26 protein-coding genes are annotated in these 26,709 nt (G+C 38.2%); 14 read left to right on the plus strand and 12 right to left on the minus strand.

Annotated features, from left to right (window positions below):
• Positions 1 to 6 precede the first annotated feature (6 nt).
• The 4 genes from FVB32_RS03425 (at position 7) to FVB32_RS03440 (ending at position 4,505) form a co-directional block, all read left to right on the plus strand.
• Positions 7 to 2,136 (plus strand): Tex family protein, encoded by a 2,130-nt coding sequence (locus tag FVB32_RS03425; protein ID WP_147741190.1) that lies wholly within the window; start codon positions 7 to 9, stop codon positions 2,134 to 2,136.
• 7 nt (positions 2,137 to 2,143) lie between these two features.
• Entirely contained in the window at positions 2,144 to 3,046 is a 903-nt protein-coding gene (locus FVB32_RS03430) for a histone deacetylase family protein (RefSeq protein WP_147741192.1), read from the plus strand.
• 28 nt (positions 3,047 to 3,074) lie between these two features.
• Positions 3,075 to 3,914, plus strand: coding sequence for a phosphatase PAP2 family protein (locus tag FVB32_RS03435; RefSeq protein ID WP_147741194.1), 840 nt, complete (start codon positions 3,075 to 3,077; stop codon positions 3,912 to 3,914).
• A 69-nt stretch (positions 3,915 to 3,983) separates the two neighbouring features.
• On the plus strand, positions 3,984 to 4,505 hold the full coding sequence (locus tag FVB32_RS03440; protein ID WP_147741196.1) for a ferritin: 522 nt from the start codon (positions 3,984 to 3,986) through the stop codon (positions 4,503 to 4,505).
• Between the two features lie 277 nt (positions 4,506 to 4,782).
• On the opposite strand, the gene FVB32_RS03450 is transcribed toward FVB32_RS03440, so the two are convergent.
• The 8 genes from FVB32_RS03450 to FVB32_RS03490 all read right to left on the minus strand — a co-directional run bounded on the left by FVB32_RS03450 (position 4,783) and on the right by FVB32_RS03490 (position 12,685).
• Positions 4,783 to 5,202, minus strand: a complete 420-nt coding sequence (locus FVB32_RS03450) for a hypothetical protein (RefSeq protein ID WP_147741199.1) — start codon at positions 5,200 to 5,202, stop codon at positions 4,783 to 4,785.
• A 142-nt stretch (positions 5,203 to 5,344) separates the two neighbouring features.
• Positions 5,345 to 5,677, minus strand: a complete 333-nt coding sequence (locus tag FVB32_RS03455; protein ID WP_147741201.1) for a single-stranded DNA-binding protein — start codon at positions 5,675 to 5,677, stop codon at positions 5,345 to 5,347.
• A gap of 817 nt (positions 5,678 to 6,494) precedes the next feature.
• Positions 6,495 to 6,929, minus strand: coding sequence for a hypothetical protein (locus FVB32_RS03465; protein WP_147741205.1), 435 nt, complete (start codon positions 6,927 to 6,929; stop codon positions 6,495 to 6,497).
• Between the two features lie 75 nt (positions 6,930 to 7,004).
• Positions 7,005 to 9,188, minus strand: coding sequence for a xanthine dehydrogenase family protein molybdopterin-binding subunit (locus tag FVB32_RS03470; RefSeq protein ID WP_147741207.1), 2,184 nt, complete (start codon positions 9,186 to 9,188; stop codon positions 7,005 to 7,007).
• Positions 9,185 to 10,681, minus strand: a complete 1,497-nt coding sequence (locus FVB32_RS03475) for a CRTAC1 family protein (protein WP_147741209.1) — start codon at positions 10,679 to 10,681, stop codon at positions 9,185 to 9,187. Before FVB32_RS03475 ends, FVB32_RS03470 begins: the two co-directional genes overlap by 4 nt.
• Positions 10,681 to 11,145, minus strand: a complete 465-nt coding sequence (locus FVB32_RS03480) for a (2Fe-2S)-binding protein (RefSeq protein ID WP_147741211.1) — start codon at positions 11,143 to 11,145, stop codon at positions 10,681 to 10,683. Before FVB32_RS03480 ends, FVB32_RS03475 begins: the two co-directional genes overlap by 1 nt.
• A gap of 159 nt (positions 11,146 to 11,304) precedes the next feature.
• Positions 11,305 to 12,060 (minus strand): LytTR family DNA-binding domain-containing protein, encoded by a 756-nt coding sequence (locus FVB32_RS03485; RefSeq protein ID WP_147741213.1) that lies wholly within the window; start codon positions 12,058 to 12,060, stop codon positions 11,305 to 11,307.
• 58 nt (positions 12,061 to 12,118) lie between these two features.
• Positions 12,119 to 12,685: a class I SAM-dependent methyltransferase gene (locus tag FVB32_RS03490; RefSeq protein WP_147741215.1), complete on the minus strand. Its 567-nt coding sequence runs from the start codon at positions 12,683 to 12,685 to the stop codon at positions 12,119 to 12,121.
• 212 nt (positions 12,686 to 12,897) lie between these two features.
• On the opposite strand from FVB32_RS03490, the gene FVB32_RS03495 reads away from it, so the two are divergent.
• The 4 genes from FVB32_RS03495 to FVB32_RS03510 are packed head-to-tail and all read left to right on the plus strand — an operon-like array spanning position 12,898 to position 15,333.
• On the plus strand, positions 12,898 to 13,737 hold the full coding sequence (locus FVB32_RS03495; protein WP_147741217.1) for a methylated-DNA--[protein]-cysteine S-methyltransferase: 840 nt from the start codon (positions 12,898 to 12,900) through the stop codon (positions 13,735 to 13,737).
• A 20-nt stretch (positions 13,738 to 13,757) separates the two neighbouring features.
• The gene (locus tag FVB32_RS03500) at positions 13,758 to 14,471 is read left to right on the plus strand and encodes a 2OG-Fe(II) oxygenase (protein ID WP_147741219.1); all 714 of its coding nucleotides are present in this window, start codon (positions 13,758 to 13,760) and stop codon (positions 14,469 to 14,471) included.
• Between the two features lie 2 nt (positions 14,472 to 14,473).
• Positions 14,474 to 14,731 (plus strand): Ada metal-binding domain-containing protein, encoded by a 258-nt coding sequence (locus tag FVB32_RS03505; protein WP_147741221.1) that lies wholly within the window; start codon positions 14,474 to 14,476, stop codon positions 14,729 to 14,731.
• An 11-nt stretch (positions 14,732 to 14,742) separates the two neighbouring features.
• Entirely contained in the window at positions 14,743 to 15,333 is a 591-nt protein-coding gene (locus tag FVB32_RS03510) for a GNAT family N-acetyltransferase (protein ID WP_147741223.1), read from the plus strand.
• 11 nt (positions 15,334 to 15,344) lie between these two features.
• Here FVB32_RS03510 and FVB32_RS03515 read toward each other — a convergent pair whose 3' ends face one another.
• Positions 15,345 to 16,481, minus strand: a complete 1,137-nt coding sequence (locus FVB32_RS03515; RefSeq protein ID WP_147741225.1) for a glycerate kinase — start codon at positions 16,479 to 16,481, stop codon at positions 15,345 to 15,347.
• A 106-nt stretch (positions 16,482 to 16,587) separates the two neighbouring features.
• On the opposite strand from FVB32_RS03515, the gene FVB32_RS03520 reads away from it, so the two are divergent.
• Positions 16,588 to 17,295, plus strand: coding sequence for an SIMPL domain-containing protein (locus FVB32_RS03520; protein WP_147741227.1), 708 nt, complete (start codon positions 16,588 to 16,590; stop codon positions 17,293 to 17,295).
• A gap of 1 nt (position 17,296) precedes the next feature.
• Here the strand turns inward: FVB32_RS03520 and FVB32_RS03525 are convergent, their stop codons facing one another.
• Complete coding sequence (locus FVB32_RS03525; protein WP_147741229.1) at positions 17,297 to 17,878, minus strand: TetR/AcrR family transcriptional regulator; 582 nt, start codon at positions 17,876 to 17,878, stop codon at positions 17,297 to 17,299.
• 37 nt (positions 17,879 to 17,915) lie between these two features.
• On the minus strand, positions 17,916 to 18,665 hold the full coding sequence (locus tag FVB32_RS03530) for an SDR family NAD(P)-dependent oxidoreductase (RefSeq protein WP_147741231.1): 750 nt from the start codon (positions 18,663 to 18,665) through the stop codon (positions 17,916 to 17,918).
• Between the two features lie 161 nt (positions 18,666 to 18,826).
• On the opposite strand from FVB32_RS03530, the gene FVB32_RS03535 reads away from it, so the two are divergent.
• The 3 genes from FVB32_RS03535 to FVB32_RS03545 are packed head-to-tail and all read left to right on the plus strand — an operon-like array spanning position 18,827 to position 22,919.
• Entirely contained in the window at positions 18,827 to 21,973 is a 3,147-nt protein-coding gene (locus FVB32_RS03535) for a VPS10 domain-containing protein (protein WP_147741233.1), read from the plus strand.
• Between the two features lie 9 nt (positions 21,974 to 21,982).
• Entirely contained in the window at positions 21,983 to 22,555 is a 573-nt protein-coding gene (locus FVB32_RS03540; protein WP_147741235.1) for a pentapeptide repeat-containing protein, read from the plus strand.
• Positions 22,556 to 22,565: 10 nt separating this feature from the next.
• Positions 22,566 to 22,919, plus strand: coding sequence for a hypothetical protein (locus FVB32_RS03545; protein ID WP_147741237.1), 354 nt, complete (start codon positions 22,566 to 22,568; stop codon positions 22,917 to 22,919).
• Positions 22,920 to 22,935: 16 nt separating this feature from the next.
• Here the strand turns inward: FVB32_RS03545 and FVB32_RS03550 are convergent, their stop codons facing one another.
• The gene (locus tag FVB32_RS03550) at positions 22,936 to 23,406 is read right to left on the minus strand and encodes a CBS domain-containing protein (RefSeq protein ID WP_147741239.1); all 471 of its coding nucleotides are present in this window, start codon (positions 23,404 to 23,406) and stop codon (positions 22,936 to 22,938) included.
• 121 nt (positions 23,407 to 23,527) lie between these two features.
• On the opposite strand from FVB32_RS03550, the gene FVB32_RS03555 reads away from it, so the two are divergent.
• Entirely contained in the window at positions 23,528 to 25,807 is a 2,280-nt protein-coding gene (locus tag FVB32_RS03555; protein WP_147741241.1) for a M28 family peptidase, read from the plus strand.
• The gene (locus FVB32_RS03560; protein WP_147741243.1) at positions 25,800 to 26,609 is read left to right on the plus strand and encodes an SDR family oxidoreductase; all 810 of its coding nucleotides are present in this window, start codon (positions 25,800 to 25,802) and stop codon (positions 26,607 to 26,609) included. The genes FVB32_RS03555 and FVB32_RS03560 overlap by 8 nt, the downstream gene beginning before the upstream one ends.
• Positions 26,610 to 26,709 lie beyond the last annotated feature (100 nt).

The raw sequence follows: 26,709 nt of genomic DNA on the forward strand, positions 1-26,709 counted from the left end.
TTTCAAATGGAGTTAATCTCATATCTTGTTAAACACACACAGCTTTCCGAGAAAAGCATTGAAAATACCGTTGCATTGTTAAATGAAGATTGTACCATTCCTTTTATCTCTCGATATCGGAAAGAACGCACGGGCAATTTAGATGAGGTTCAGGTTGGGGAAATTGTGAAATTCAAAGCCCAGTTTGAAGCCCTTGAAAAAAGAAAAGCGGCTATTATAAAAGCGGTTGAAGAACAAGGGCTGCTTACCCCAGAGTTACAATCAAAGTTTCAAAATTGCGCCTCTCTCACCATTTTGGAAGATCTTTATCTTCCTTTCAAAAAAAGTAAAAAAACAAAAGCGGAGACTGCCCGCAAAAATGGTTTGGAGCCCTTGGCAAAAATCATCATGGCGCAACGAAGTGATGAGATTGAGTTCATTGCCTCCAAATACCTCGGCAAAGAAATTATTAATGAAGATGATGCCTTAGAAGGTGCTCGTCATATAATAGCCGAGTGGGTCAATGAACGCACCGATATTCGTAACCAACTCAGAAATCAGTTGGAACAGCATGCACTAATCATATGTAAAGTCATCAAAACGAAGAAAGATGATGAGAAAGCACAAAAATTCCGAGATTATTTTGATTGGAGCGAACCGTTAAACCGCTGCCCTTCCCACAGGTTTTTGGCCATTATGAGAGCAGAAAAAGAAGGTTTCATCCGCATAAAAATTGAAATTGATACGGATAGGGCACTTGACAATATCGAAAGACGCATCATAAAATCAAACAATGCCTGTACCGCTCAAATAGAATTGGCCATTGCCGATGCCTACAAACGACTGTTATTGCCCTCATTATCGAACGAACTTTTAAAAACCGCCAAAGAAAAAGCAGATGCAAGTGCCATTCAGGTGTTCTCCAAAAACCTAAAACAATTATTGCTTGGTGCCCCTTTAGGTGAAAAACGCATTTTGGCCATAGATCCAGGGTTTAGAACGGGTTGCAAAGTGGTTTGTTTGGATGCGCAGGGTGACTTAAAGCACAACGAGACCATTTATCCGCATGCACCGCAAAATGATAGCGCTGGCGCCATTAAAAAAATAAGTTCCTTAGTAGATGCACATAAAATTGAAGCTATCGCCATTGGTAACGGTACCGCATCTAGGGAAACGGAACAATTGGTAAAGCGTATTCGCTTTAAAAACCCCATTGAAGTTTTTGTGGTCAGTGAGGCAGGTGCCTCCATTTATTCTGCGTCCAAAATTGCAAGGGATGAATTCCCCAACTATGATGTAACCGTTAGAGGTGCGGTTTCCATTGGGCGTCGTTTGGCAGATCCCTTGGCCGAATTGGTTAAAATAGATGCAAAATCCATAGGTGTTGGCCAATACCAACACGATGTGGATCAGACCAAATTAAAAACTTCCTTGGACACCGTAGTGGAAAGCTGTGTCAACTCGGTCGGTGTTAATATCAATACTGCAAGCGTACCGCTGCTCAGTTATGTCTCAGGCATTGGTCCAAAGCTTGCGGAAAATATTGTGGCTTATCGCAACGAAAATGGTGCTTTTAAAAACAGGGCTGACATTAAAAAAGTGCCTCGCTTAGGCGGTAAAGCTTTTGAACAGGGAGCTGGCTTTTTACGCATAAAGGATGGCAAAAATCCGTTGGATGATTCCGCCGTGCATCCAGAAAGTTATGGTATTGTGCAGAAAATGGCCAAAGACAAGGGTGTGCCTTTATCTGGTATTATTAGAAATGAGGCAGTACTAAAAAGTATTGACCTTAAATCGTATTGCACTGAAACTATTGGAATGCCGACATTGGAGGACATTCTTGAAGAATTGGAAAAACCAGGATTGGACCGTAGGGAAAAAGCCAAGGTATTCACCTTCAATCAAAACATCAAACAAATTACAGATTTACAGCAAGGACAATTGCTTCCGGGTATCGTTAATAACATTACCAATTTTGGTTGCTTTGTGGATATTGGCATTAAGGAAAGTGGGCTCATCCATGTCTCCAACCTATCAGATTCTTTTGTTAAAGATGTAAATGCCCATGTCAGTTTGCACCAACAAATCGTGGTTAAAGTTCTAGATATAGATGTGCCAAGAAAGCGCATTCAATTGGCTTTGCATAAAAAAGCTTGATCTCATAATGCTCAAAATAGCCTTTCACCCCATATACAATCACCCACTACCAGAGAAGCATCGGTTTCCGATGATTAAATACGAGTTGTTGCCACAGCAATTGCTTCACGAAGGCACTTGTATTGAAGACAATTTCTTTCAACCACAAATTCCAAGCGATGACCCTATTTTGGCGGTACACGATTCTGAATATTATAAGAATTTGGTCAACTTGGACATTAAACCAAGTTTAGCGAGAAAAATTGGTTTTCCCTTGAGTAATGAGTTGGTGCAAAGAGAACGCATTATAGCGGATGGGACCATTAAAGGGTGCGAGTTTGCTTTAAAGCATGGCATAGCAATGAATATTGCTGGAGGCACCCACCATGCCTACTCTAACCGAGGAGAAGCTTTTTGTATGCTCAATGACCAAGCTATTGGAGCCAGATATCTTCAAGATAAAGGAGAAGCAAAAAGAATCCTAATAGTGGATTTAGATGTACACCAAGGTAATGGCACCGCGGAAATCTTTCAAGGTGACGACTCCGTTTTTACTTTTTCAATGCACGGAAAAGGAAATTATCCCTTTAAAAAGGAAATATCAGATTTAGATATTCCATTGGAAAAAGGAATTAATAATCAAGAATATCTTTCTATTTTAAAAAACACCTTGCCAAGGTTATTGGATGAAGTTAAGCCTGATTTTATATTTTATTTGTGCGGAGTGGACGTGCTTGCTTCAGATAAACTTGGGACACTTGGAATGACTTTAAATGGTTGTATGGAGCGTGATCGTTATGTGTTGAAAACTTGCCAGAAAACCAAAATTCCAGTGCAATGCAGTATGGGTGGTGGTTATTCCCCCGATATTAAAACAATTGTGGATGCTCATGCCAATACTTTTAGGTTGGCACAGGATATTTATGCTTAATTTTGCCAGTTCTTTCAGTCAATCATTTATGCAATCATTCAAATTCCTTTTTCTTCTACTAATTGCGGTCCAACTAAATAGTCAGGAGTTAAAAATCGCCAAAGAGAAAACTCTTTGGAACGACTTTACTTATGATATGGGCAATGTCTTTGAAGGTGTTGGTCATTCTTATAGCAGACCTTTTCATTGGAAGGGTAACGATTGGGCCAATCTTGGGTATATGGCAGCGGGCACTGCAGTTTTATTCGCTGTTGACGATGAGGTAGATCACTGGGTAGATGGTTTTAGAGAAGATGTCCCAGGCTTTCTTGTGGACTATGGAAACAGGTATGGCAACCCGCAAAACAATTATATGTTTACGGGTGGTGTTTATCTTGCGGGACTTTTTACCAAAAATGAAAAGTTAAGACGCACAGGCGTCTTGTTGGTTTCATCGGCAACCGCCATTGGCTTTTTACAACAAGTAAGTGCGCGTATGATTGGCAGGGCCAGACCAAAGAGTGGCGATTCATCAAGTGTATATGATCCTTTTCAAATAGGAAGGATAAAAAATTACGATGCATTTCCTTCTGGACATACCATGTTAGCCTTTACCAACGCGTATGCCATCGCCAAACAATTTAAAAATCCATGGGTAAAAGCTGGTATTTATACCGTGGGAATGATTCCTGGTTTTGCGCGCATCACAGACCGTTTTCACTGGATTTCGGATGTTGCTTTTAGCACAGTGCTCAGTATTTTTATGGTTGAGACCATAGATAGGTACCTCGACAAAAAATATGACAAGAAGTATAATGACTCCTCAAAAAACCTAAGTTGGAACCTTTCTTTTGGCCCAAATAGGGTTGGTGTAGCTGTGCAATTTTAATATTTGAACTAAAAAACGACATTACAAGGAGTCATTTTGTAATTTTATATCCTAAACACGTATTCAACTATGTTATCTAAGAAACTGGAAAAAGCACTTAACGATCAAATACAAATAGAAGCTGAATCTTCGCAGGTATATTTATCTATGGCTTCATGGGCAGAGGTGAAAGGGTTAGAAGGGATTGCCGGTTTTATGTATGGTCATTCCGATGAGGAAAGAATGCACATGCTCAAATTGGTAAAGTATGTGAACGAACGAGGTGGACATGCCAAAATTTCAACGCTGAAAGCACCCAAAACCGATTTTGTTTCTTTTCAAAAAATGTTTGAGGAATTATATCAGCATGAAATTTTTGTATCGAATAGCATTAATGATCTTGTTCATGTAACCTTGCAAGAAAAGGATTATGCTACACATAACTTTTTGCAATGGTATGTAGCGGAGCAGTTGGAAGAAGAGGCCCTTGCACGAACTGTACTGGATAAAATCAACCTAATCGGTGATGATAAGGGAGGGCTTTACTTATTTGACAGGGATATTCAACAACTCATTGTCGAAAGTGCAGCTTCAGATACTGCTGGGGAATAATTTTTTTATAATTCTTTTATTTAGATTAATTTAAAATAACTATTTTTGACCCATCTGCTCATAGCAATGGGAAAAAAGAAGAAAGATTTAAAGAAAAACAATAAGGCCTTACTGAAAGAATTGCCCATTACCAATTGTAAGGTAAAATGTTGTAAGAAATATAAAAAGTCAGAGAACAAACGCTGTAAGCGTTGCCCATGTTTTGACCTACTGAAAAAAGTAGCATAAAAAAGCCACCTTAATAAGGTGGTTTTTTGCTATATTACATTTTCCAAAATTATTTTTTCCGTATAGAAGAGGATAGCACTACTTTCCGACTGTTCTGTCCTAATGAAAATTCCAAATCGCTAAGTGAAAGGTATTCTTTGGCCTTTTCCAAATATAAATCGCTATGGGGAGTTTTATGGTCGCAAGTTTGTAAATGCACGTTATACGCATCCTTTTTCCCTTTCATATATACCAAATACGAAGTGAAATTAGCCTTACCCAAATGTCTTTCATAATTTCTTTGATCCATCCAATAATCAACCTCATCTTGATTGCTTAACAATTGTAGGGATTGTTCATAATCCGCATCTCGTTGGGCCAGTTGTTCATAAAATCGCAATCCTTGTTGTATGCGCAGGTCTCCCTGGGCCGATACACCGAGGTAACAGCCGCTTGCAAAAACCAACATAAGGATTCTAACACATTTCATGACATCATCTTCTACTATATATTGGACGTACAACTTTGAAAAATGTTGCGTGACTCTATATTAAGTTAAAGTTAAAATCCTCCATTTAAAAAGAAATGGGGCCAATTGGCCCCATTTATCGATAATCTGTAGACTTGGATACTTACTTCCCAAGCATTAATAGCTCATTACATTTAATTTCGGTAATGTATCTCTTTTCTCCTTCTTTAGTCTCATAGGAACGGGAAATCAGCTTTCCTTCAATGGCTACTTCCTTGCCCTTTACCAAATAGTTCTCCACAATCTCAGCGGTTTTGCCCCAGGCCACTATATTGTGCCATTGCGTATCCGTGACTTTTTCTCCATTTGCATTTTTGTAAGATTCATTGGTTGCAATGGAGAATTTCGCCAATTTGTTTCCATTTTCCAAGATGATCATTTCGGGATCATTTCCTAAGTTTCCAATCAACTGTACTTTGTTTCTAAGTGAATTCATGATTTTAATTTTACGTGTTAAACAGTTAATACTATCGAACTCTTATCATTCGACAGGACAAACATACTAGCACTAAAAATCACGAATCGGTATTGAAACGTTTGTTTTCGTTTGTAAACGGATGTAGTCGTTTAAAAACTTATATAGCTGCCATCGATTAAATACACCATATTTCAATTATACCTTTTGGTATTGTACAAAATACCGATTATTCTGCACAAAAAAGTGCGTGATTATTGTTTCACAGGTGCTATTAAACCCCTAGATTCTTTTCTTTTATGGTCAATTTTTCGTATATTGAATACATGGATTTGCCAGATGAGTTTTACCAAATACTAATTTCAGTTATTTTACTGAGCGCAGCGATGGTTTTTGTAAGTTACTTTACAAAAAAGGGCAGGAACTTCAGAAGCAGCAGTAATAAAAAAGCGAGGAAGCAGTTCTGATCGCATCTACATCCAAAAGATTCTATCAATAATTCTCTCTTAAAATTTTAACTAGACCGTTTTTGAATTCCTTTTCAGGTTCAGGAGGGTTTTTACAGATTGAACAGCCAATAAAACAAAAGTAAAATTGCGGTGAATGATAACCCATATATCCATAACCAAAGGCCAAACTTAAAGAATTCTTTGGCCGTGGTCTTCTTTACGGTATCATAGATGGATATAACCAATTTTATCAGCGACGTGTGGTGAAGTTATGAAAATCGTAGATGCTTGTCCCACTTTGCATATAGATGTCCCTGAAACTTCTCTAAATTTTGGAAATCAAATCTTTTGCCTTACGGCGGACCAAAGCTAAATCAATATCGTTACGTTCATTTGTACTTAAAATAGTATCCAGCCATTTCGTCGTTGGGGTACAACTTGGCCAACTTTTTAAAATAACCGTATTCCTTGGAGCCGTCATATCCTGAAGCATAGAAATCAACTCGTCCTTTAATCCATAGTTTTTCGGCCTCTGTAACTTGATCAATGTATTTAACAGCTTGTTTCAGTTGGGTTCTTCTTACTTCATAATTGTCTTTTACCATGGCCAAACGCAAATAAGCGAGTGCAAAAGCACTATCCATACTTACTGCTCTGCTGTACATTTTCTCAACTTCGTCCAAGTTCAACCTGTCCTCATGTTGCCAGCCCTTTTTATAGAAAGTTAAAGCCTCCTTTGATTTTGTTGTGATTGGTATTTTTTGAGCATTTAGGCTACTCCACGAAAGCACAACAACTAATAAAAAGATTAGCTTGTTTTTCATTAAAATACGTTTGGCGTATTTTAAAATTGCTTTTATATCGAACATAGAAACCATTCTACCTTAAATGCATTCTATCTACTTGACTATTGGCAACTTTCTAATTCGTTTTCCCGTAGCGGCGTAAATGGCATTTGCCAATGCAGGGATTGCCGGTGGTAAGGGAGGTTCACCAAGACCTCGTGGGGGCAGTTCATTTTTTATAAATTCTATATGTATTCCTGGCACTTCTCCCATTCGCATCCATTTATAGTCGTGGAAATTGGATTGTTCTGCAGCTCCATCCTTAATTGTTATTTCTCCATAAAGCGCAGCACAAAGGCCTTCTAGTATCCCTCCTTCCACTTGTGCCTTTGCTCCTGAAGGGTTTACCACTATTCCACAATCAACCACAGCATCTACTCGTAGAATCTTTGTTTTTTCGTTTTCATCCACGCGTACCGTTACTACTTCCGCAATAAACGATCCAGCTCCTTTTCGAGCTGCGAAGCCTCTTCCCTGCCCTTTTGGCAAGGGTGTATCCCAACCGCTCATTTGTCGTACCTTCTCTACAACGGTAATCAAACGTTCTACATCAAACTCATAATCGCCAACCACTGGGACCATTCTCTTAGGGCCTAGAAATTTTAAAAAATAATCTATCGAATCCATTTTATTTAAAAAGGCCAATTCATCCAAAAAGCAATGCACAGGAAATGCATTTGCAGAAGCCGCTACCGCGCGCCATTGCCCTAGAGGGACATCACTCAACACATGACCATATTCCAATTGAAGGTTAGGAACTAATCCGGCAGGAAAATCATATTCATCTATTTCCGTTCCGGCAGGCCCACCTTCTCGTCCTAATGAAGTTTTACGTGAAGCATTGGCCAAAATATGCTGCCACCCTGTTACCATACCTTCTTTATCTAGTGAAGCCGATATTTTCTGTACACTTCCCGGTCTATACCAATCATGCCTGATGTCTTCTTCCCTAGTCCATGTAAGTTTAACTGGTTTCCCTATTTTTTTAGATAGGATTGCGGTGTCCATAGCATAATCCACATAATATCTTCTTCCAAACGCGCCCCCTATTCTTGGCAGGTGAATTTTAATTTGCTCTGGCTTTAATCCAAACAATTTAATCAATCCCTCCTGCAGCGCTTCTGGGTTTTGTGTTGGAGCCCAAACCTCACAAAGATCATCTCTAAAATCAACGGTGCAGTTCATGGGTTCCATAGTTGCATGTGCCAAAAAAGGAACTTCATAAATAGCTTCAAAACTTGAAGCGGCACTTCGTTTTGCCTTAGCTATGTCTCCATCCTTTCTTTCTATGGATGTATTTGGTAGTTGCGCATGAAAACGTTCAAAAAGTTCAGTTGTATTTTCCTTTCTAGAATTGCTATTATCCCAAACTACCTTAAGTTTCTTGGCTCCCTTAAATGAAGCCCAGGTAGAATTGGCAATGACTGCAACGCCATTGACAAAGTTGGGGCTATTTGGCCCAAGAAGCCTACCTCCATATGCTGCGTTGTTGAGTTCTATAATGTCGATAACACCATTTACCAACCTTGCGTCTGCATCATCATAACTGCTTACACCACCCTCAAAAACAGGGTTTTTTAAAACAGTGGCATATACCATTTCTGGTAGTTTTATATCAATGGCAAATTCAGCACCTCCACTTACCAGTTTATCCAAATCTACTTGGGGAATGTTTTTCCCAACAATTTCAAAGGAATCCGTTGGTTTAAATTCCACCTCCTCTGGCAATGGTATTTGTGAAGCTTCGGCAATTAGTTCTTCAAAAGGCAAGGTTTTATTAGATTTTGTGTGGAATACCTTGCTGTTTTTTGTTATAAATTCTTCAACAGGAAGGTTCATTTTTTTTGATGCCGCTTCTATGAGCACCTGTCTTACCATAGCTCCCGCTGTTCGCATTAAATCCCAATTTAAGATGATGGCATAGCTACCTCCTGCCCATTGCTCGTCATAAATTGTATCATAATCCGCTTGAACCACTTCCACTTTGTTCCAATTGGCACCAAGTTCCTCCGCCAAAATCATGGGCAAAGCTGTTTTTACTCCCTGTCCTATTTCTGGATTCTTGGCAATCAGGGAAATCCACCCGTCCGTATCAATTTTAATAAGTGGCGAAAACTGATGTACTTCCGCCAGTGGTTTTTTAGGCATGCACGATTGCAGATGCACTCCTGCAATAAGGGCTCCGCTGGCCGAAACTGTAAGTTTGATGAAATTCCTTCTTTTTAGTGTGTTTTTCATTTCTCAATTCGTTTAATTTCTTTGCCTTCAATAACCTCATAGGCAAAATTTGCCTCTAAGTTCTTCCCACTCTGTTTTACCCCAGAAGGCCATTCCACTTCAATTGTATTTATTTTGGCCAAAGCCGGGATGCCGAAATGAATTTCCGGAGCGTTTTCACTTCCGTAGCCTGTTTCTCTAGAGAAGTATCTTGTTTGAACCGTACCATCATTAAGGGAGAGCGTTACCCAGCTACCAATACCATAGCTATTGGAGGAAATTCCTTTTAATTGAAACTTTATCCAGTGATTGGTTTGGTTTTGATTGATATAGTAATCATTGGCTTCAGCATCACCTCCCCAATTACACACATATAAATCTAAATCACCATCATTGTCCAAGTCCCCAGAGGCGGTCCCCGCCGATATATGGTCATCTATTGCCGGAAGTGTGTTGTAAATTCTTTTGAAGGAATGGTTTGATTTTCCGGAGAAGAAAAAATTTTGAATTTCTGGATAGCCTTCTGTGCCGTTAGCAACATATACGTCCAAAAAACCATCAGTATTAAAATCTCCCCAAGTTTGCCCTTTTGAGGGGCGATGCACTTCATAGGCAATTTCACTATCCGTTAATTTTTTGAATATTCCTGTTCCGGAATTTTCATAGAATGCATTTTCATCGGCAACGGAAACGTTTGTAACATAAATATCAAGGTCCCTGTCGTAATCATAATCAACAAGAAAAACGCCATACGAGGCATTTAATTCTTCCACGAGAATGCCTTTTTTCTCCTCTATAAATTTTCCATCCTTGGAGTTCAGATAAAGATAATTTCTGTGTTTTCCTTTTACCTGTCCATCCTCTTTTACCACAAAATTTGCCACGTACAAATCAGGTTTTCCATCTCCATTTAAATCGCCCCAGGAACAGGACCTCCCATCACCCTTGTTCCCTATCCAGGGTCCAGTCCTATTTTTTACAAATACTCCCTTGCCATTATTTGTATATAGGTTGTCATCTTCACCATCCCTGTTCACTATAAAAACATCCAAATCACCATCCAAATCATAATCGCACCAGCAGGTTCCTGGGGAATTGGTCTTATCTTCAGTCAGATCTCCGGCTGAACCTAGTGAAAATTTTCCTGAGCCATCATTAATGTATAAGAGGTTGGGTACGCCAAACTGAGTAGTAAAAAAGATGTCGAAATCATTATCATTATCCACATCAACAGTATGCACAGATTCACTCCATGCATTGATATTGTCATTTGCGATGGCCATTTCTTTAAACCCCTTTTCGTAATTGAACACTATGGAATTTCCTAAAAGCTGGATGGAATCAACCTGATTGGCCACTACGATATCAAGAAATCCGTTGTTGTCAAGGTCAGCGATAGAAACCCCTCTAGATCCTTGCTGATTTTTAGTCAAATCAATGCGCTTAAATTGAAAATCCTGTCCATGGGATTTCACTATTAGAGATAGTATTAAAAGTAGTGTTAAGGGCCGCATTATTCATCTAGTTTGCTAGCCGCCAATTGGACGGCTTCACGTATTCTGGTGTACGTACCACATCTGCAGATATTACCTGCCATGCCAGCATTTATCTCTTCCTCTGTGGGGTTGGGGTTTTTGGAAAGTAATGTAGCAGCGCTTATTATTTGACCTGACTGGCAGTACCCACATTGCGGCACGTCCAATTCCATCCAAGCTTGCTGAACCGGATGGTTTTGGCCTTCAGACAAGCCTTCAATAGTGGTGATGTTTCCTTCCAAAACGGAGTCAACCGTTAGTGTACAGGATCTAACGGCATTGCCTTTATATTGCACAGTGCAGGCCCCACAAAGACCTTTTCCGCAACCATACTTGGTTCCTGTTAATCCCAGTTCGTCTCTTAGCACCCAAAGCAATGGTGTATCAGCATCTACTGAAACAGTTTTTTTCACACTATTAACCGTTAATGTATAGGATGGCATATATCTATTTTAGAATTCATGATTAGGTGAAGGTTGATTGATGAACATCTACTGGGACAACAGAATCTGAGCCCAGAACTTGAATCCTAAACTTACCTAATAATCAGAATGGAATTTAGCGCTTGCAGTAAACAGACAAGCTTTTGATAGCGAATGGTGTTAATATGTTCTATCCTTAAAGAAAAGGGTAATCTCTTTGATAAAACTTCTACTCACTCTTCGTCTAGTACCATCTTTCATGATTACTTCTAGACTATGATCATTGCCTCTGGAAAGTTCAGATACATAGTTTACATTAATTATGGTAGATCGATGAATTTTCCTGAATGTATTCAGAGGAAGAATATCATGGAAATATTTTAAGGGTTTTCGCATTACAAAAACACCTTCTGTGGTAAATAGCTTGGTATAATAATTTTCGGCTGCCAATAAATGAATTTGGGAAGGTTCGCAGAAGTATTTATTGCCTCCTCTGGTCAGTTCAAACAATAGAGGTGGTTCTAGCTCTTCTTTTTCTGTTGCTCTCAACTTATCAATAATAAACCATACCAATCCAATATCCACTAATGTCCAAAAGATAAAAAAGTAGCGATATACACCAAACTTAGATCCTTCCAAATCTAAGTACGGACTGTATGTGGAGCTAAATTTAAAAAACCAACCAAAATGCAAACAGATTAATAACAAGCCGGTACCCAACAGCAGCGGTATGGTAAATTTAGATTCAGAAGCACTCTTGATGATTTTATCCAATATCTTAAAACCAAGAATCCAGGGCACCCAAATACCAAGTTGCCATAACACAACCTGATAAAGCACTACCTGATCTCTGGTAGCGTATTCCCGCCAATAAATCAATACGCCCAGAAGCACTGCGATAAAGAGTATTAAGCCTATAAAGTTTTTGGTTTTCATTCTATTTCAAGGTAGTAAAGAAATATTTCAACATCAAAATTGGGTTTTACTTTTTGGTTTACTTACTAAAAACCAACATCTTGTATTTCGTTCTTGACTTATGTTTAGTTTCGGCGTCTTTATAAACATATTCAAATTCATTCTCAGTCATTTTTTCAAGCTTTCCTGTATCATTTACTATATCCTTCAAAATTTTGACTTTATTGCCAGAATCTTGAATGCAAAAGATAATCAAAGCTTCATTTTTGATCTTGTCTATCAGTTCTTTTATAAAATCAGTTTCTCTCTTTTTATCTTTCTTATTGAAGTGGAACATGCTATCAAGAAGTACAATATCAAAATTGCGGAAATCTTCGAAAGCAAAAATATCACCTACTATTCCTTTTAGAGCTAACTTTTCCTTTGAAGCAATACGGTTCATCTGTTCAATGCCTACTCTAGAGTTATCCACTCCAGTTACTTTATAGCCCATTCTTGATATTGGTATGGCGTCTCTTCCTTGACCACAACCTAAATCCAGTAGTGTTCCTTTTTTTATCCAATTCGATAAAAATTCTATCAATTCGGGATATGGTTCTCCAAAAAGATTTTCTACTTGATAATATTTGTCATAAACAACGGCCATTTTACTCTAATTCAAATGCATTTATTTAAAATGTATGCCTTAAAGATATATTATATGTGTTCCTGCTACCTAAGAAATTTATAATTTTAGATAGCATGTTCCAAGCGCCTCCTCTTACATGGGTTTTTCCCTGGTTCGAGTTAAAAACAGCAAGAATCGGGTTTTCCACCATATGCATCCTTTCTACTTTTGGATAAAATAAAACGGGTATTATGAACGAACAAGAACAGCTAAATTATGACCGCATTGCTAAGGCCATTGCTCATATTAGATCTAATTTTAGGGAACAACCGTCTTTAGACGAAATTGCCGAACAAGTACATTTAAGCCCATACCATTTCCAACGAATCTTCAAGGAATGGGCAGGGATAAGTCCAAAAAAGTTTTTACAATATACCAGTGTTCAGCATGCCAAAGCAGTCTTGGACGAAAGTAAGGCCACATTATTTGATGCCGCCATCGAAACGGGACTTTCTGGAACAAGCAGATTGCATGATCTATTTATCACTATTGAAGGGATGACGCCAGGGGAATACAAAAATTCTGGTGAAAACTTAACTATAAATTACAGTTATGCCCATAGTCCGTTTGGACTTGTGGTAATTGCTTCTACACCCAAAGGTTTATGTCATGTAGCTTTTACCGACGATGAGGAGCAAGGCCTTTATGAGCTTAAATCGCAGTTTCCAAAGGCACAATATCATCAACGAGTGGATCAGACACAGGTAAATGCCTTAATGGTCTTTGCAAATGATTGGAGTCAGATTTCAGAAATCAAACTTCATTTAAAGGGCACAGATTTTCAATTAAAAGTCTGGGAATCCTTACTTAGAATACCCAAAGGTCAATTGGCCACGTACGGAAAAATTGCTGATGTCATAAAAAAACCAAAGGCATCCAGAGCAGTAGGCACAGCTATTGGCAGCAACCCAATCGCCTATTTAATTCCGTGTCACAGGGTCATTCAATCTTCAGGAAATTTAGGCGGTTATCGTTGGGATAGTATTCGCAAAACTGCCATCATTGGATGGGAAGCCGCTCAATCACGTTAAACCTTTAATACTTGAATCTTATGAAAATCAAGAAAGATGGCTTGGACGGTATTATTTGGGAAAACGTACAAAATGAGATAGCGCAACAGGGGTATTCTATTCTAGAAAATGTGCTGGATGATGAAGATTGCTCCAAATTAATGGATGGATTCACGGACTCCACCCTTTATCGCAAAACCGTAGAAATGGAACGCTATCGGTTTGGATCGGGAACTTATAAATATTTTAAATATCCCCTCCCCAGTTTACTATCGCAGCTTAGGGAAGACATTTATCCAAAACTGGTTCCTGTGGCAAACCAATGGATGGAAGATTTAAAAATGGATGTCACTTTCCCAGAAAATTTAGCTGAACTCCAAAAAAAAAGCGCACTAAATGGGCAACATTTGGCAACTCCTTTAATTTTAAAGTATGGGAAAGGAGGTTACAATACACTGCACCAAGATTTGTACGGAGATGTCTATTTTCCCATGCAAGCAGTTCTATTTTTAAATGACCCAGAGACTGATTATACTGGTGGTGAATTTGTGATGACACAACAGGTTCCGCGAGCGCAGTCCAAGGCAATAGTTTTACGTCCAAAAAAAGGTTCCATGCTCATTTTTACGACCAATTTTAGACCTATGAAAGGAAAAAAGGGACATTATCGTGTTACTATGAAACATGGGGTTAGTGAAGTGTATTCTGGAGAACGATACACTTTGGGCATTATTTTTCATGATGCTACTTCATAACCATGATTGAACATAAAGAAATAACCCCATTTGAGCTTTTCAGCTCCTTAAAGCAACAAAAAATACAATGGGCAGGGAACAAAAATCTTAAGATATATGGAACTCTAAGTTGTAAATCAGGAAAACGCCTAAAGGTTGAGAATCGGGTTTTCTTTTGCTCCGATAAAGACGCTATAAAAGAAGGTTATCGCCCTTGCGGACATTGTATGCGAGAAGAGTATAAGGTTTGGAAAAACAATACACTTATCTTTAGGGTTTAAAATTGAATAACATGGAAACATGGTTAAATCCGATTGAATTAGAAGGTGAATTGGTCAAACTGATTCCGATGAAAGCATCCCATAAATCTGGTTTATTGGACGCTGCGGCAGATGGCAAGTTATGGGAATTATGGTATACTTCGGTTCCCTCTCCTGATACTATCGATGACTATATGAATGCAGTTTTTAGTGACCAAAAAGCCGGACTTGCACTACCCTTTTCCATTTTCCATAAGAAAACCAATACTATTGTTGGTTCTACACGATACTTAAATGCCGATGCTAAAAACAGACGGGTTGAAATAGGGGCTACTTGGTATGCACAGAGCGTACAGCGAACTGGTGTTAATACGGAATGCAAATACTTATTGTTAAAACATGCTTTTGAGCATCTCAATACGATTGCGGTCGAGTTCAAAACAAACTTTCATAATTTCCCATCTAGAAACGCCATTTTGCGACTGGGAGCCAAGCAAGAAGGTATCATCAGAAATCACAGAATAGATGAAAACGGAAATTTTAGGGACACTGTTTTGTTTTCGATTTTGGAAAGTGAATGGAAAACCGTAGCACATTCCCTCAAGTTTAAAATGAATAGGTAATAAACTCTGTTTTATGTTTTAGCGGCCTTTAAAAGGTTGGCAAAATTGTAACTGGCTTGTTCTAGATTTTTATAGCTATTGGTTTTAGCATCATCAAGGTTACCGATTTCATTTAAAATTGATATTGCATAGGTAAGCCCCAATGCTTTCATTTCATCAACTGAAATATCCATAGATCCGCAGAAAGCAGCAACAGGAATCTTCTTTTTATTTGCTGATTTTAGCACTCCATTGATGGTTTTACCAGAAAAAGTTTGTCCATCCAATTGACCTTCGCCAGTAATAATCCAATCTGTATCAGTCAATGCGCTTTCAAAATTGGCTATTTCCATAACCAAATCCACTCCAGAAGTTAAAACTGCATTTAGAAAAATCTTGGCACCAGCTCCCATACCACCGGCGGCTCCGGCGCCCGAAATATTTTGAACATCAACCCCAAAATCTAAATGAATGATCTTAGCAAAATTCTCAAGTCCTTTATCCAAAAATTTAACTTCTTCTATGGACGCTCCTTTTTGGGGGCCATAAATATATGCTGCCCCGTTTTTGCCATATAATGGATTATTTACATCACAGGCCACTTTGATTTCCACATCATTCAAGCCATTATTCACCTTCGGCTTATCAACTTTGTTCACCTTAATTAGGTTTTCCCCAATAGGACTCAATTTATTTCCATCCTTATCCAAAAAATCGTAGCCCAAGGCAGTGGCCATTCCCATTCCGCCATCATTGGTAGCACTACCTCCAATTCCCAAGATTATTTGTTTAGCGCCCTTGTGCAATGCATCTACAATCATCTGTCCTGTTCCCAAAGAGGTGGTATGCATACAGTTCATCTCTTCTTTATCCAGTAATTTATAGCCAGAAGCTTCAGACATTTCAATAAAGGCGATGCTTTTATCTTCGGAAAGCAAATAGCTAGCAGAAATCTCCCTAAACAATGGATCCGCTACGGTTATGGATTCATGAGTTGCATTTAAGTATTCTTTTACAACTTCAATGGTGCCATCTCCCCCATCAGCCAATGGTTTTTTAATAATGATAGCCTCAGGAAAAACCATTTTAATTCCGTTGCTAACAGCATCACAAAACTGAAACCCGGTCAAGGAACCTTTATATTTATCCGGAGCTAATACAAACTTCATTTTATTAAAATTGGCCTTCTAAAGATATCAATTATGTTTTGCAGTGAATAGGGTGGCATACGTTTTGCATCTACCCCTAAAGTATTTACCTTTAATTAAATTTTCGATGATGAAAAAAATTGTTGTTACTTTAGTCCTAAGCTTTGTATTAACTTCTGTAATGGGACAATCAAAAAACTTTTTGGACGTACCGTATCTTGAAACATCTGCAAGAGTGGATACGCTGGTGACTCCAGATAAAATCTATTTGAGTATAACGATTCAAGAGAAGGATTCCAAAGGAAAAAAATCGGTAGAAGAGCAAGAAAATAAAATGGCCCAAAACCTAAAAGCTTTGGGGATTGACATAGATAAACAATTGGTTATTAAGGATCTTAGCAGCAATTTTAAGAAGTACTTTCTACGCCAAAAAGATGTATTAAAGAGTAAACAATATTCTCTTTTGGTGTATTCTGGAAAAAAAGCTGGGGAAGCAATGGTTGCCTTGGAAAAACTGGACATTGCCAATACTTATTTGGAAAAAACCGAGTATTCCAAAATGGATGCGTTGGAATTGGAATTGAAATCCAAAGCTGTAAAAAAGGCGAAAAAGAAAGCTGAAGCTTTAACAGCTCCATTAGGGCAAACTGTAGGATCGGCCATTCACATATTGGATACGTCCACTCCTTATTATCCCAAATACAACCAAGCACCGCGCATGCAAATGAAAGCCATGGAAATGGATATGGCAGAAGGGCAGCAGCCTTTGGATATCGATTTTGAAAAAATAAAGGTGGAGACTTCTGTAAATGTGAAGTTCAAGATTTCCGAATAGCCTAGTCAAGCACAGATAGTCCTGCTTGCACCATGCTGTTCAGTTTATCAGGGTTTGAATCTACTTTTGCCAAAACCCGCATTCCACTGTAAAGGGTAAAAAGCATTAGACCAATACTCTCCGCATTTTTAGAGGGGGAAAACTCGCCTTTATCAATTCCTTTTTGAACATAGTCGATAAAAAGACCTTCAATATTGGTTTTGTTATCGCTCAAAACTTTATGAATTGCTTCATCGCCAGGTATAAGCTCCGTAGTGGTATTGACAACAAAACAGCCTTTACGGGCTTTGTCCGTTAGTGCTTCTTCTATAGCTATGTCAAAAAGTTTTTTTAGACCGATCCGCACAGAATCTTCCTTGTCAAAAATTGCTTTTAGCATGTTTCCTGTTACACTCCTATATTGCGTAAAAGCTTTATTAAAGAGTTCTTCCTTGCCACCAAAGGTATCATAAAGACTTGCCCTATTAATGCCCAAATGGGACACTAAATTCTGCATTGAAGTGGCATGGAACCCTTTTTCCCAAAAGAGTTCCATTGCCTTGTTCAATATTTCCTTTTCATCAAATTGTTTTACTCTTGGCATTGTTTTGGAATAATTGTTCCAAATTTATTGAAAAAAATTATACCTGAGCAAGACCTCCATCCACAGGGATCTCGGCACCTGTAATGTAACTACTGTCCGAAGATGCTAAAAACAAAGCTGTTGTAGCTATCTCATCTGCATTACCAAATCTACCAAGTGATACCATGGAGGGAAGACCAGATGCCATTTCGTCAATATTTTCCTGAGGCGCATTGTGCTTTATATAAAGCGGTGTATCTATAGGGCCTGGCGCTATGGCATTAACGCGGATTCCCTTAGGGCCAAACTCGCTGGCTAATGTTCTGGTCAAAGAACGTAAAGCTGCTTTACTTGATGCGTAAGCGGCCATCCCAACAAATCCTTTTACATTTACAATGGATGTATTAAAAATAATACTGGCTCCTTCATTTAAGTCATTGTAAGCTGCTTTTACAGTGAAAAGAGGGCCTCTAACATTAATGTTATATACTTCATCAAATATCTCTTCAGTTAATCCGTCTATAGTCTCTACTCTAAAAATTCCAGCATTCAAAAAGAGCACATCAATCTTTCCAAAAGTATCAACAGTGGTTTTAATTAATTGCTCGCTATCCGCAATACTGCTAGCCTCTGCTTTCACCAAAAGATAATCGCCTTTTAACTCAGATTTTAAGGCGTCCAGTTTTTCTTGACTTCTTCCTGTCAATACAACTTTTGCACCTTCTTCTAAATAGCGCTTTGCAGTTTGCAAACCCATTCCACTTGTAGCACCTGTAATTATGGCTACTTTGTTTTCTAATTTTTTCATGATAATAATCTATTTTTTTGATTTTTATTTATTTTGGAACGCTCATTCCGATACAAACATATAATAACGGAACGATTGTTCCAAATAAAATTCAATCTTTATCTTTTTGTTAACAATTATGTCTGGGTTTTGTATCTTCCCAAAAGCTAAATCAAACCAAAATGAAAGCATTTCAATTCTTCCTTGCCCTCCTTTTACTTATCTCTTTTGACAGTGAAGCACAACGCAGAAAAAAGAAAACTCCTTTGCCCTCTGTCGTTCTTAATGATTCTATGTACCATGGTCTAAAATGGAGAAATATTGGTCCGTTTAGAGGTGGTAGAAGTGTAGCATCATCTGGAGTCATTGGACAACCCATGACCTATTATATGGGTTCAACGGGTGGTGGTATCTGGAAAACCATTGATGATGGTATTACTTGGAAAAATGTTTCAGACGGCTTTCTTAAAACCGGAACCGTGGGAGCCATTGCCGTTTCGGAAAGCAACCCAAATATTGTTTTTGTGGGTATGGGAGAACATGCAGCAAGGGGTGTAATGACCTCAATGGGAGATGGTGTCTACAAATCTACGGATGCAGGAAAAACATGGAAACACATAGGGCTTGATGAAACACGTCATATTTCTGATGTCATTATACACCCAAAAAATCCTGATATTGTTTTTGTTACTGCTCAAGGAGCTCAATATGGGCCTTCTAACCAAAGAGGCGTTTATCGCTCATTGGACGGCGGAGATAGTTGGGAAAATGTACTTTTTGTTGATGAAAATACTGGAGCCTCTTCTTTATCAATGGATATGACCAACCCATTGATTCTTTATGCAGCTATGTGGCAACACAGACGTTACCCGTGGAAAATAGAATCTGGTGGTGAAAACTCTGGATTATACAAATCCACTGATGGCGGTACCAGCTGGAAAAAACTTAAGGAAGGACTTCCCAAGGCGTTTGGAAAAGCTGGAATTTCAGTCTCCCGAGCAAATGCAGACCGGGTTTTTGCAGTTATTGAAGCAGAAGGAAAAAAGGGAGGAGTCTATCGAAGTGATGATGCTGGCAAGAAGTGGGCTCAAATCAATTCAAACCGAATCAACATAGCAAGGTCTTGGTACTATATGGAGATTTTTGCAGATCCACAGGATGAAAATGTGGTCTACGTACTAAATGCTCCTGTTACCAAATCAATTGATGGAGGAAAAACTTTTGCTCCGTTACCTACCCCTCATGGAGACAACCACCATTTGTGGATCAATCCTTATGACAATTCCAAAATGATCAACTCCAACGACGGAGGTGCCAATGTTTCAAATAATGGCGGTAAAAGTTGGAGTACACAACAGAATCAACCCACCTCACAATTTTATAGGGTAATCACGGATAACCTTGTGCCCTACAATGTCTATGGAGGGCAACAAGATAATTCAGCTATTGCTATAGCAAGTAGAACCAATGATGATGGAATCGATTGGAAAGATTGGTATTCCGTTGCAGGTTGTGAAAGTGCATATTTGGCTTTTGACCCAGATAATCCAGAGGTGGTCTATGGGGGCTGCTATCAAGGCATTATTGAAAAATGGGTTCGCGCTTCCAGAGAAGGAAAAGCCATAAAAGAATACCCAGAACTGAGCCTTGGAAAGGTGCCAAAAGATTTTAAGTTTCGTTACAATTGGAACGCACCAATTATAAGTTCCCCTCACGATAGAAATACAATTTACCATGCTGGAAATGTTGTTTTCAAAACTGTGGATGGTGGTCAAAGTTGGGAAGTTATAAGCCCAGACCTTACAAGAAACGAACTGGAAAAACAAGGTGAAGGTGGTGGTCCATATACCAATGAAGCGGCTGGTGGCGAAAATTACAACACGTTGATGTATCTGGTAGAATCGCCACATGAGCAAGGTGTACTTTATGCGGGCAGTGATGATGGTTTGGTTCATATTACAAAAGATGGAGGCGCAAATTGGCAAAACATTACTCCTCCAAATTTAGCTGATGGTATCATCAACAGTATTGAGGTATCTCCACATGACCCCGCTACGGCTTATATAGCAGTTATGCGTTACAAATCCATGGACTTGAGACCTTATATTTTCAAAACCAATGATTACGGCAGTACTTGGAGCAAAATCACTAATGGAATGACCAACAAGCATACGTTTGTTAGGGTTGTACGTGAAGATAAAAAACAAAAAGGGCTCCTGTACGCGGGTACCGAAACAGGGCTCTATCTTTCTTTGGATGATGGCCAAAATTGGCAAGCTTTTCAGTTAAACCTTCCTGTTGTGCCCATCAATGATCTTATTATTCAAGACAATGACCTTGTTGCTGCAACTGCTGGTCGTTCTTTCTGGATATTGGACGACTTGGGAGCTATTCAAAATAGTTTAGATACCACTGAGAAACTGAAAATTTACAAACCAAAAGATACTTATCGCATCTTTGGGGGAAGTCCAGAAAAACCAGTTCCCGGTTTAGGTCAAAATCCAAAACAAGGGGTAACTTTTGATTATTACTTGCCAAAAGATTCAGACTCTCTAAATCTAAAATTGGAAGTTCTTCAAAATGGACAAGTTATCCGAACCATTACCAATAAAACCCAAAAAGATTTTAAAACATGGCCTGGAGGGCCACCAAAACCTGCTGTGCTCCCTTCTAAAAAAGGACACAACCGTTTTACTTGGAATTTTAGTAAAGAACAAATTCCATCTATTGATAAGGTTTTTGTTTTTGGAAATTATAACGGGGCAAACGTTGCTCCTGGTGTTTATACACTGAGATTAAGTTTAGAAAGTGAAACCGTAGAAACGCAAGCTACCATTTTACCTAACCCAAAAGTTGATGGCACCGAAGCTGACTACGCTGAACAGCAGCAGGTATTAAATCAAATTGAGAATGCCATATACTCAATGCACGAAGCCGTTAACCAAATGCGTTCTGCCAAAGCACAATTAAAAAATTACAGCAAATTGCTGAAAGAAAATGAAAGTGCGAGCGAGTTGTTAAAGCTTGGGGATTCTTTAATGAAACGTATTAAAACTTGGGAAGAAAACCTTATTCAGCCCAAGCAAAAAACTTTCCAAGATGTTATTAATTTTCACAACCAGTTAAATGCAGATTTTATGCATCTTAAAGGATTTATAGATACTGCTGAACCTAAAGTGACAAAAGGAGCTAAAGAACGTTTGAGGGATCTTTTATCGCAATGGAAAACATTTGAAAATGAAAAGAACAATATTGTAATTACCGAAATGGCAAAATACAATGAGCTTTACAGCACACTGGAGCTGCCTGCAATACTTTTGGAAGATTAAGTTTAAAAGATGCAACAATCATTTATCGCTGATCAAGAATTTAAGGGTATAGACTATACCAAAGATCGATTGCCAAAGTCAGATTATGAAAACTGTGTTTTTGAAAACTGCAAGTTCTCTGATGGCTATCTTGACAATCAAAATTTTATGGAATGTGAATTCATAGAATGTGATTTGAGCAATGCCAATCTAAAAAACACCATTTTTAAGGAGGTTGTTTTTATTGAATGTAAACTAATAGGCCTCCGTTTTGAAGATTGCAGTGATTTCTTAATGTCATTTCAATTTAAAAAGTGCAATCTAAATCTTTCATCATTTCTTGGAATGAAACTGAACAATGCCCAGTTTATAGAATGCAAATTGGTGCAAACAGACTTTGCCCAGGCAGATTTGACACAGGTGCTTTTTTCGAATTGTAATATGGAAAACGCTGTTTTTCAACATTCCATTCTGGAAAAGGCTGATTTATCTACTTCCTTTAATTTAAACATTGACCCTGAGCAAAACAGGCTAAAAAAGGCAAAGTTCAGTAAAGACAACCTTATTGGTTTATTGAAAAAGTACGATATTGTAATTGTATAAGGCGCTGATTATGTCTGAAAAGAAATGTCTTGAATGTGGTGAAAAACTACTCGGTAGAATAGATAAAAAATACTGTTCTGACCATTGTAGAAATGCCTATAACAATAAGTTAAATAAGGACAGTAAAAACTTGGTTAGAAATATAAATAATAGGCTCCGCAAAAATTATCGGGTACTAAATAGCTTTCCTTTAAAGGAGGGAAAAACCAAAACCACTAAAATGCGGTTAATGGATAGAGGCTTCGATTTTGAATACATTACCAACCTATATACTACTAAAAAAGGAACTACATATTACTTTGTCTATGATCTTGGGTATTTGCCCCTAGATAATGACTATTATATGATTGTAAAGCGTGAGTAGCTATTAAACTTGGAGACTATTTCCAGTTTTGAGCGCTTAATTTTAATGCAGCAATAACAATATCCTTTCTACTTATCTGACCGACTAAGATATCATTCTTCATTACTGGAAGTCTACGTCTGTTATGCTTGTCAAACACTCCGGCAGCATCAAAAATGCTCATGTCGTTGGGTATGGTCTGTACATTTTTGGTCATGTACCGCTCCACACTTTTATCCAAAATCGGTTGATTAAAGTATCGGCTTTCCGAAATTTGCTTCATACAATCCGCTTCGGAAATAATGCCTACTAAAAAGCCATTTTTATCCATTACTGGACCACCGGAAATATGATGTTTGGCGAACTTTTCCATCACCTCCAAAATAGATTGCTCGGGAGAAAAAGTAACAAGTTTTTTCGTCATGTAATCCTCTACCAATATCGGAGCATCATATTCTTTCTTGGAAGCCTCCTTTGATCGTACGCCCTGAAAACTCTTGATTCCCATATCGTTACTTTTTGGGTTGATTAATAAATATAGGGAATTTTAACGAATTATTTAAATTTTTAGGGGTAAATCTATGAACCTTTCATAAATTCATATTTTTACATGCCAACTCAATTATACTATGAAATTTTCTAAAACTCTTGCGCTTATTCTGCTCATATTTGCCGTGTATTGGAGTTACAAATCCCTAATGCCAGCCTATGAGCCAGATTCGGAAATTGAATCGCAGTTGTTCTCTACTGATAGAGCTTTGGTTCATGTTAAAACCATGTCTAAAGAACCTCATGCTGTAGGCTTTCCATCTCATGCAGATGTAAGGAGTTATCTTATTTCAGAACTTAAAGCTCTTGGACTGGAAACCACTACTCAAGAAGGGTATACTGCAGGTGATTGGGCTAATTTAAGTAAGGCCACCAATATTTTAGCAAGAATAAAAGGCTCTGAAGATGGCAAAGCACTGCTTTTATTATCACACTATGATAGCAATCCACACTCTTCGTATGGCGCCAGTGACGCCGCAAGTGGTGTGGCAACCATTTTAGAAGGAATCAGAGCATTTTTGTCAACAAACCGAACACCAAAAAATGACATCATTATTCTATTTAGCGATGCCGAGGAGTTGGGCCTTAATGGCGCTGACCTATTTGTGAACAACCATCCTTGGGCAAAAGATGTAGGGTTGGCACTTAATTTTGAAGCTCGTGGCAGTGGGGGGCCAAGTTATATGTTGATAGAAACCAACGGCGGCAATGGAAATCTTATTGAAGCATTTACCAAGGCAAATCCAAAATATCCCGTAGCCAATTCCTTAGCGTATAGTATTTATAAAATGTTGCCTAATGACACAGACCTAACAGTATTTAGGGAAGATGGCGACATAGAAGGATTCAATTTTGCCTTTATAGATGATCATTATGACTACCATACCGCATTGGACACTTATGAGCGTTTAGATAAAAATACCATGGCACACCAAGGCAGTTATCTAATGCCATTGCTAAGCTATTTTAGCGATGCAGACCTTACTAATTTAAAGAGTGAAAACGACTATATCTATTTTAACCTTCCTTTTTTTAAATTGGTTTCTTATCCATTTGAATGGATTTGGCCAATGTTAGGCATAGCCCTTCTTGCCTTTTTACTTCTTATTGTTATGGGGTTGAAAAAAGGAAAGCTTAACATCAAAGATGGATTAAAAGGATTTTTACCCTTGATAATCGTTTTGGGAATAAATGGTGTTTTCGGGTACTTTGGCTGGTCAGCAATAAAATGGTGGTACCCTGACTTTAACGACATACTACATGGATTCACCTATAACGGGCATACATATATTATGGTGTATGCCATGTTATCCTTGGCTGTATGTTTTTGGGTCTACCATAAATTTAAAAAAACAAGTACTGCAAATCTCTTAGTTGCGCCAATTTTAATATGGTTGGTTATCTGTGGTCTAGTTGCAATGTATTTAAAGGGAGCAAGTTTTTTTATAATTCCTTTGTTTGGATTATTGGTTGCTTTTATGGTGATGATAAATCAAGAAGAACCAAATCCTTTACTGCTCGTCTTTTTAGCGTTACCCGCCGTTTTTATCTATTCGCCATTTATAAAAATGTTCCCAGTAGGACTTGGCCTAAAGATGATGGTAGCCGCTACTATTTTCACCACTCTGCTGTTTTTTCTAATACTCCCTTTTTTCGGTCAAATAAGGAGCAAACATCGATTGGCTTATCTAAGTTTATTCCTATTTGCAGCATTTAGTATTTCAGCACATATCCATGCTGATTTTAATGAAAAACGTCCTAAGCCAAGTAGTCTTTTGTACGTATACGATGCAGATAAAGATTCGGCTATTTGGGCCACTTATGATTATAGTCCCATAGGTTGGAACGGTCAATTTTTAGGAAATGAAAAACGCATACCTGAAGCTGGAACATATAAAACACTTCCTAGTAAATACCGAACTGATTTCTCTTATGTTGCGGATGCTCCCAAAAAGGACATTGCAGTGCCTTGGGTCGACACCACTAAGGATACTATAATTGGAAATGAACGTATTTTGGAATTATGCGTAACACCAAAAAGAGATGTAAATAGGTTAGATGTCTACACAAATTCTATTCAATTAAGCTCAGCTAAGGTGAATAACATTCAACTTTCTGATCGTTTTTTAAAAACCCGAAAAAAGAGATTAATTACGCATTACGTCACGAACAACGAATACACCGAATTAGAGCTTGCCTTTCCTAAAGATGCTGTTTTAGAACTCACCTTTTATGAAGCTTCCAACGATTTGCTCTCCCATAAGGAATTTAGTGTGCCCGAAAGACCGAAAAATAGCATTCCTATGCCTTTTGTACTCAATGATGCTATATTAGTGACCAAAACCATCAAATTTGAATAAAAAAATTGGTGTCTTGGGATGTGGTTGGTTAGGATTCCCCTTGGCCAAATATCTTGTAGCAAACAAACATCATGTTTATGGGAGCACCACATCTATCGATAAATTGGACCTTCTAAAAGAGAATGGCATCCATCCTTTTCATATTTCCTTGTCCACAACAGAAATTAAAGGTGACATTCAGTCTTTCTTATCGAATATTGAAATCCTTATTATCAATATACCTCCTAGACTAAGAGGCAATAACACGGAAAGTTTTGTGGACAAAATAACTCTTTTACATGCTGAAGTAAAAAAAAGCCCAGTAAAAAAACTCATATTTATTAGCAGTACCTCAGTCTACGGAAATGTGGATGGAACGGTCACAGAAGCAACAGTCCCAAAACCTAGTACAGCATCGGGTCGGCAACTACTGGAATGTGAAGAACGCTTTCTAAGCGATGAATCCTTGAACACCACAATAATCCGTTTTGGAGGATTAATTGGGCCCAACAGGCATCCGGTTACGATGTTATCAAAAAGGTCAAATCTTAACAATGGAGATAGTCCAATCAACATTATTCATTTGGATGATTGCATCCATATGATAAGTACCATTATTGAAAATGACTATTGGAATGAGGTGTTTAATGGCGTATATCCACTTCATCCATCCAAAAAGGAATATTATACCGCCGAAGCACAAAAAAGAGGCCTTCCAGCACCAGATTATTTACACAATTCATCAAATAATTCCAACAAAATTGTCATCAATCAGAACTTTATTGACAAATCGCACCAATTACACACTTCAATTGTCTCTTAGTTGACCATCAAAAAACTTTACTTCACAACAATTAAGATAATTTTAAGTTAATTAATTAACTGATTTTTAATTGGTTGAAAGCCCTCTCAGTACCTTTGTC

This window comes from Flagellimonas hymeniacidonis, from assembly GCF_008040165.1.
Taxonomy (GTDB): Bacteria; Bacteroidota; Bacteroidia; order Flavobacteriales; family Flavobacteriaceae; genus Flagellimonas; species Flagellimonas hymeniacidonis.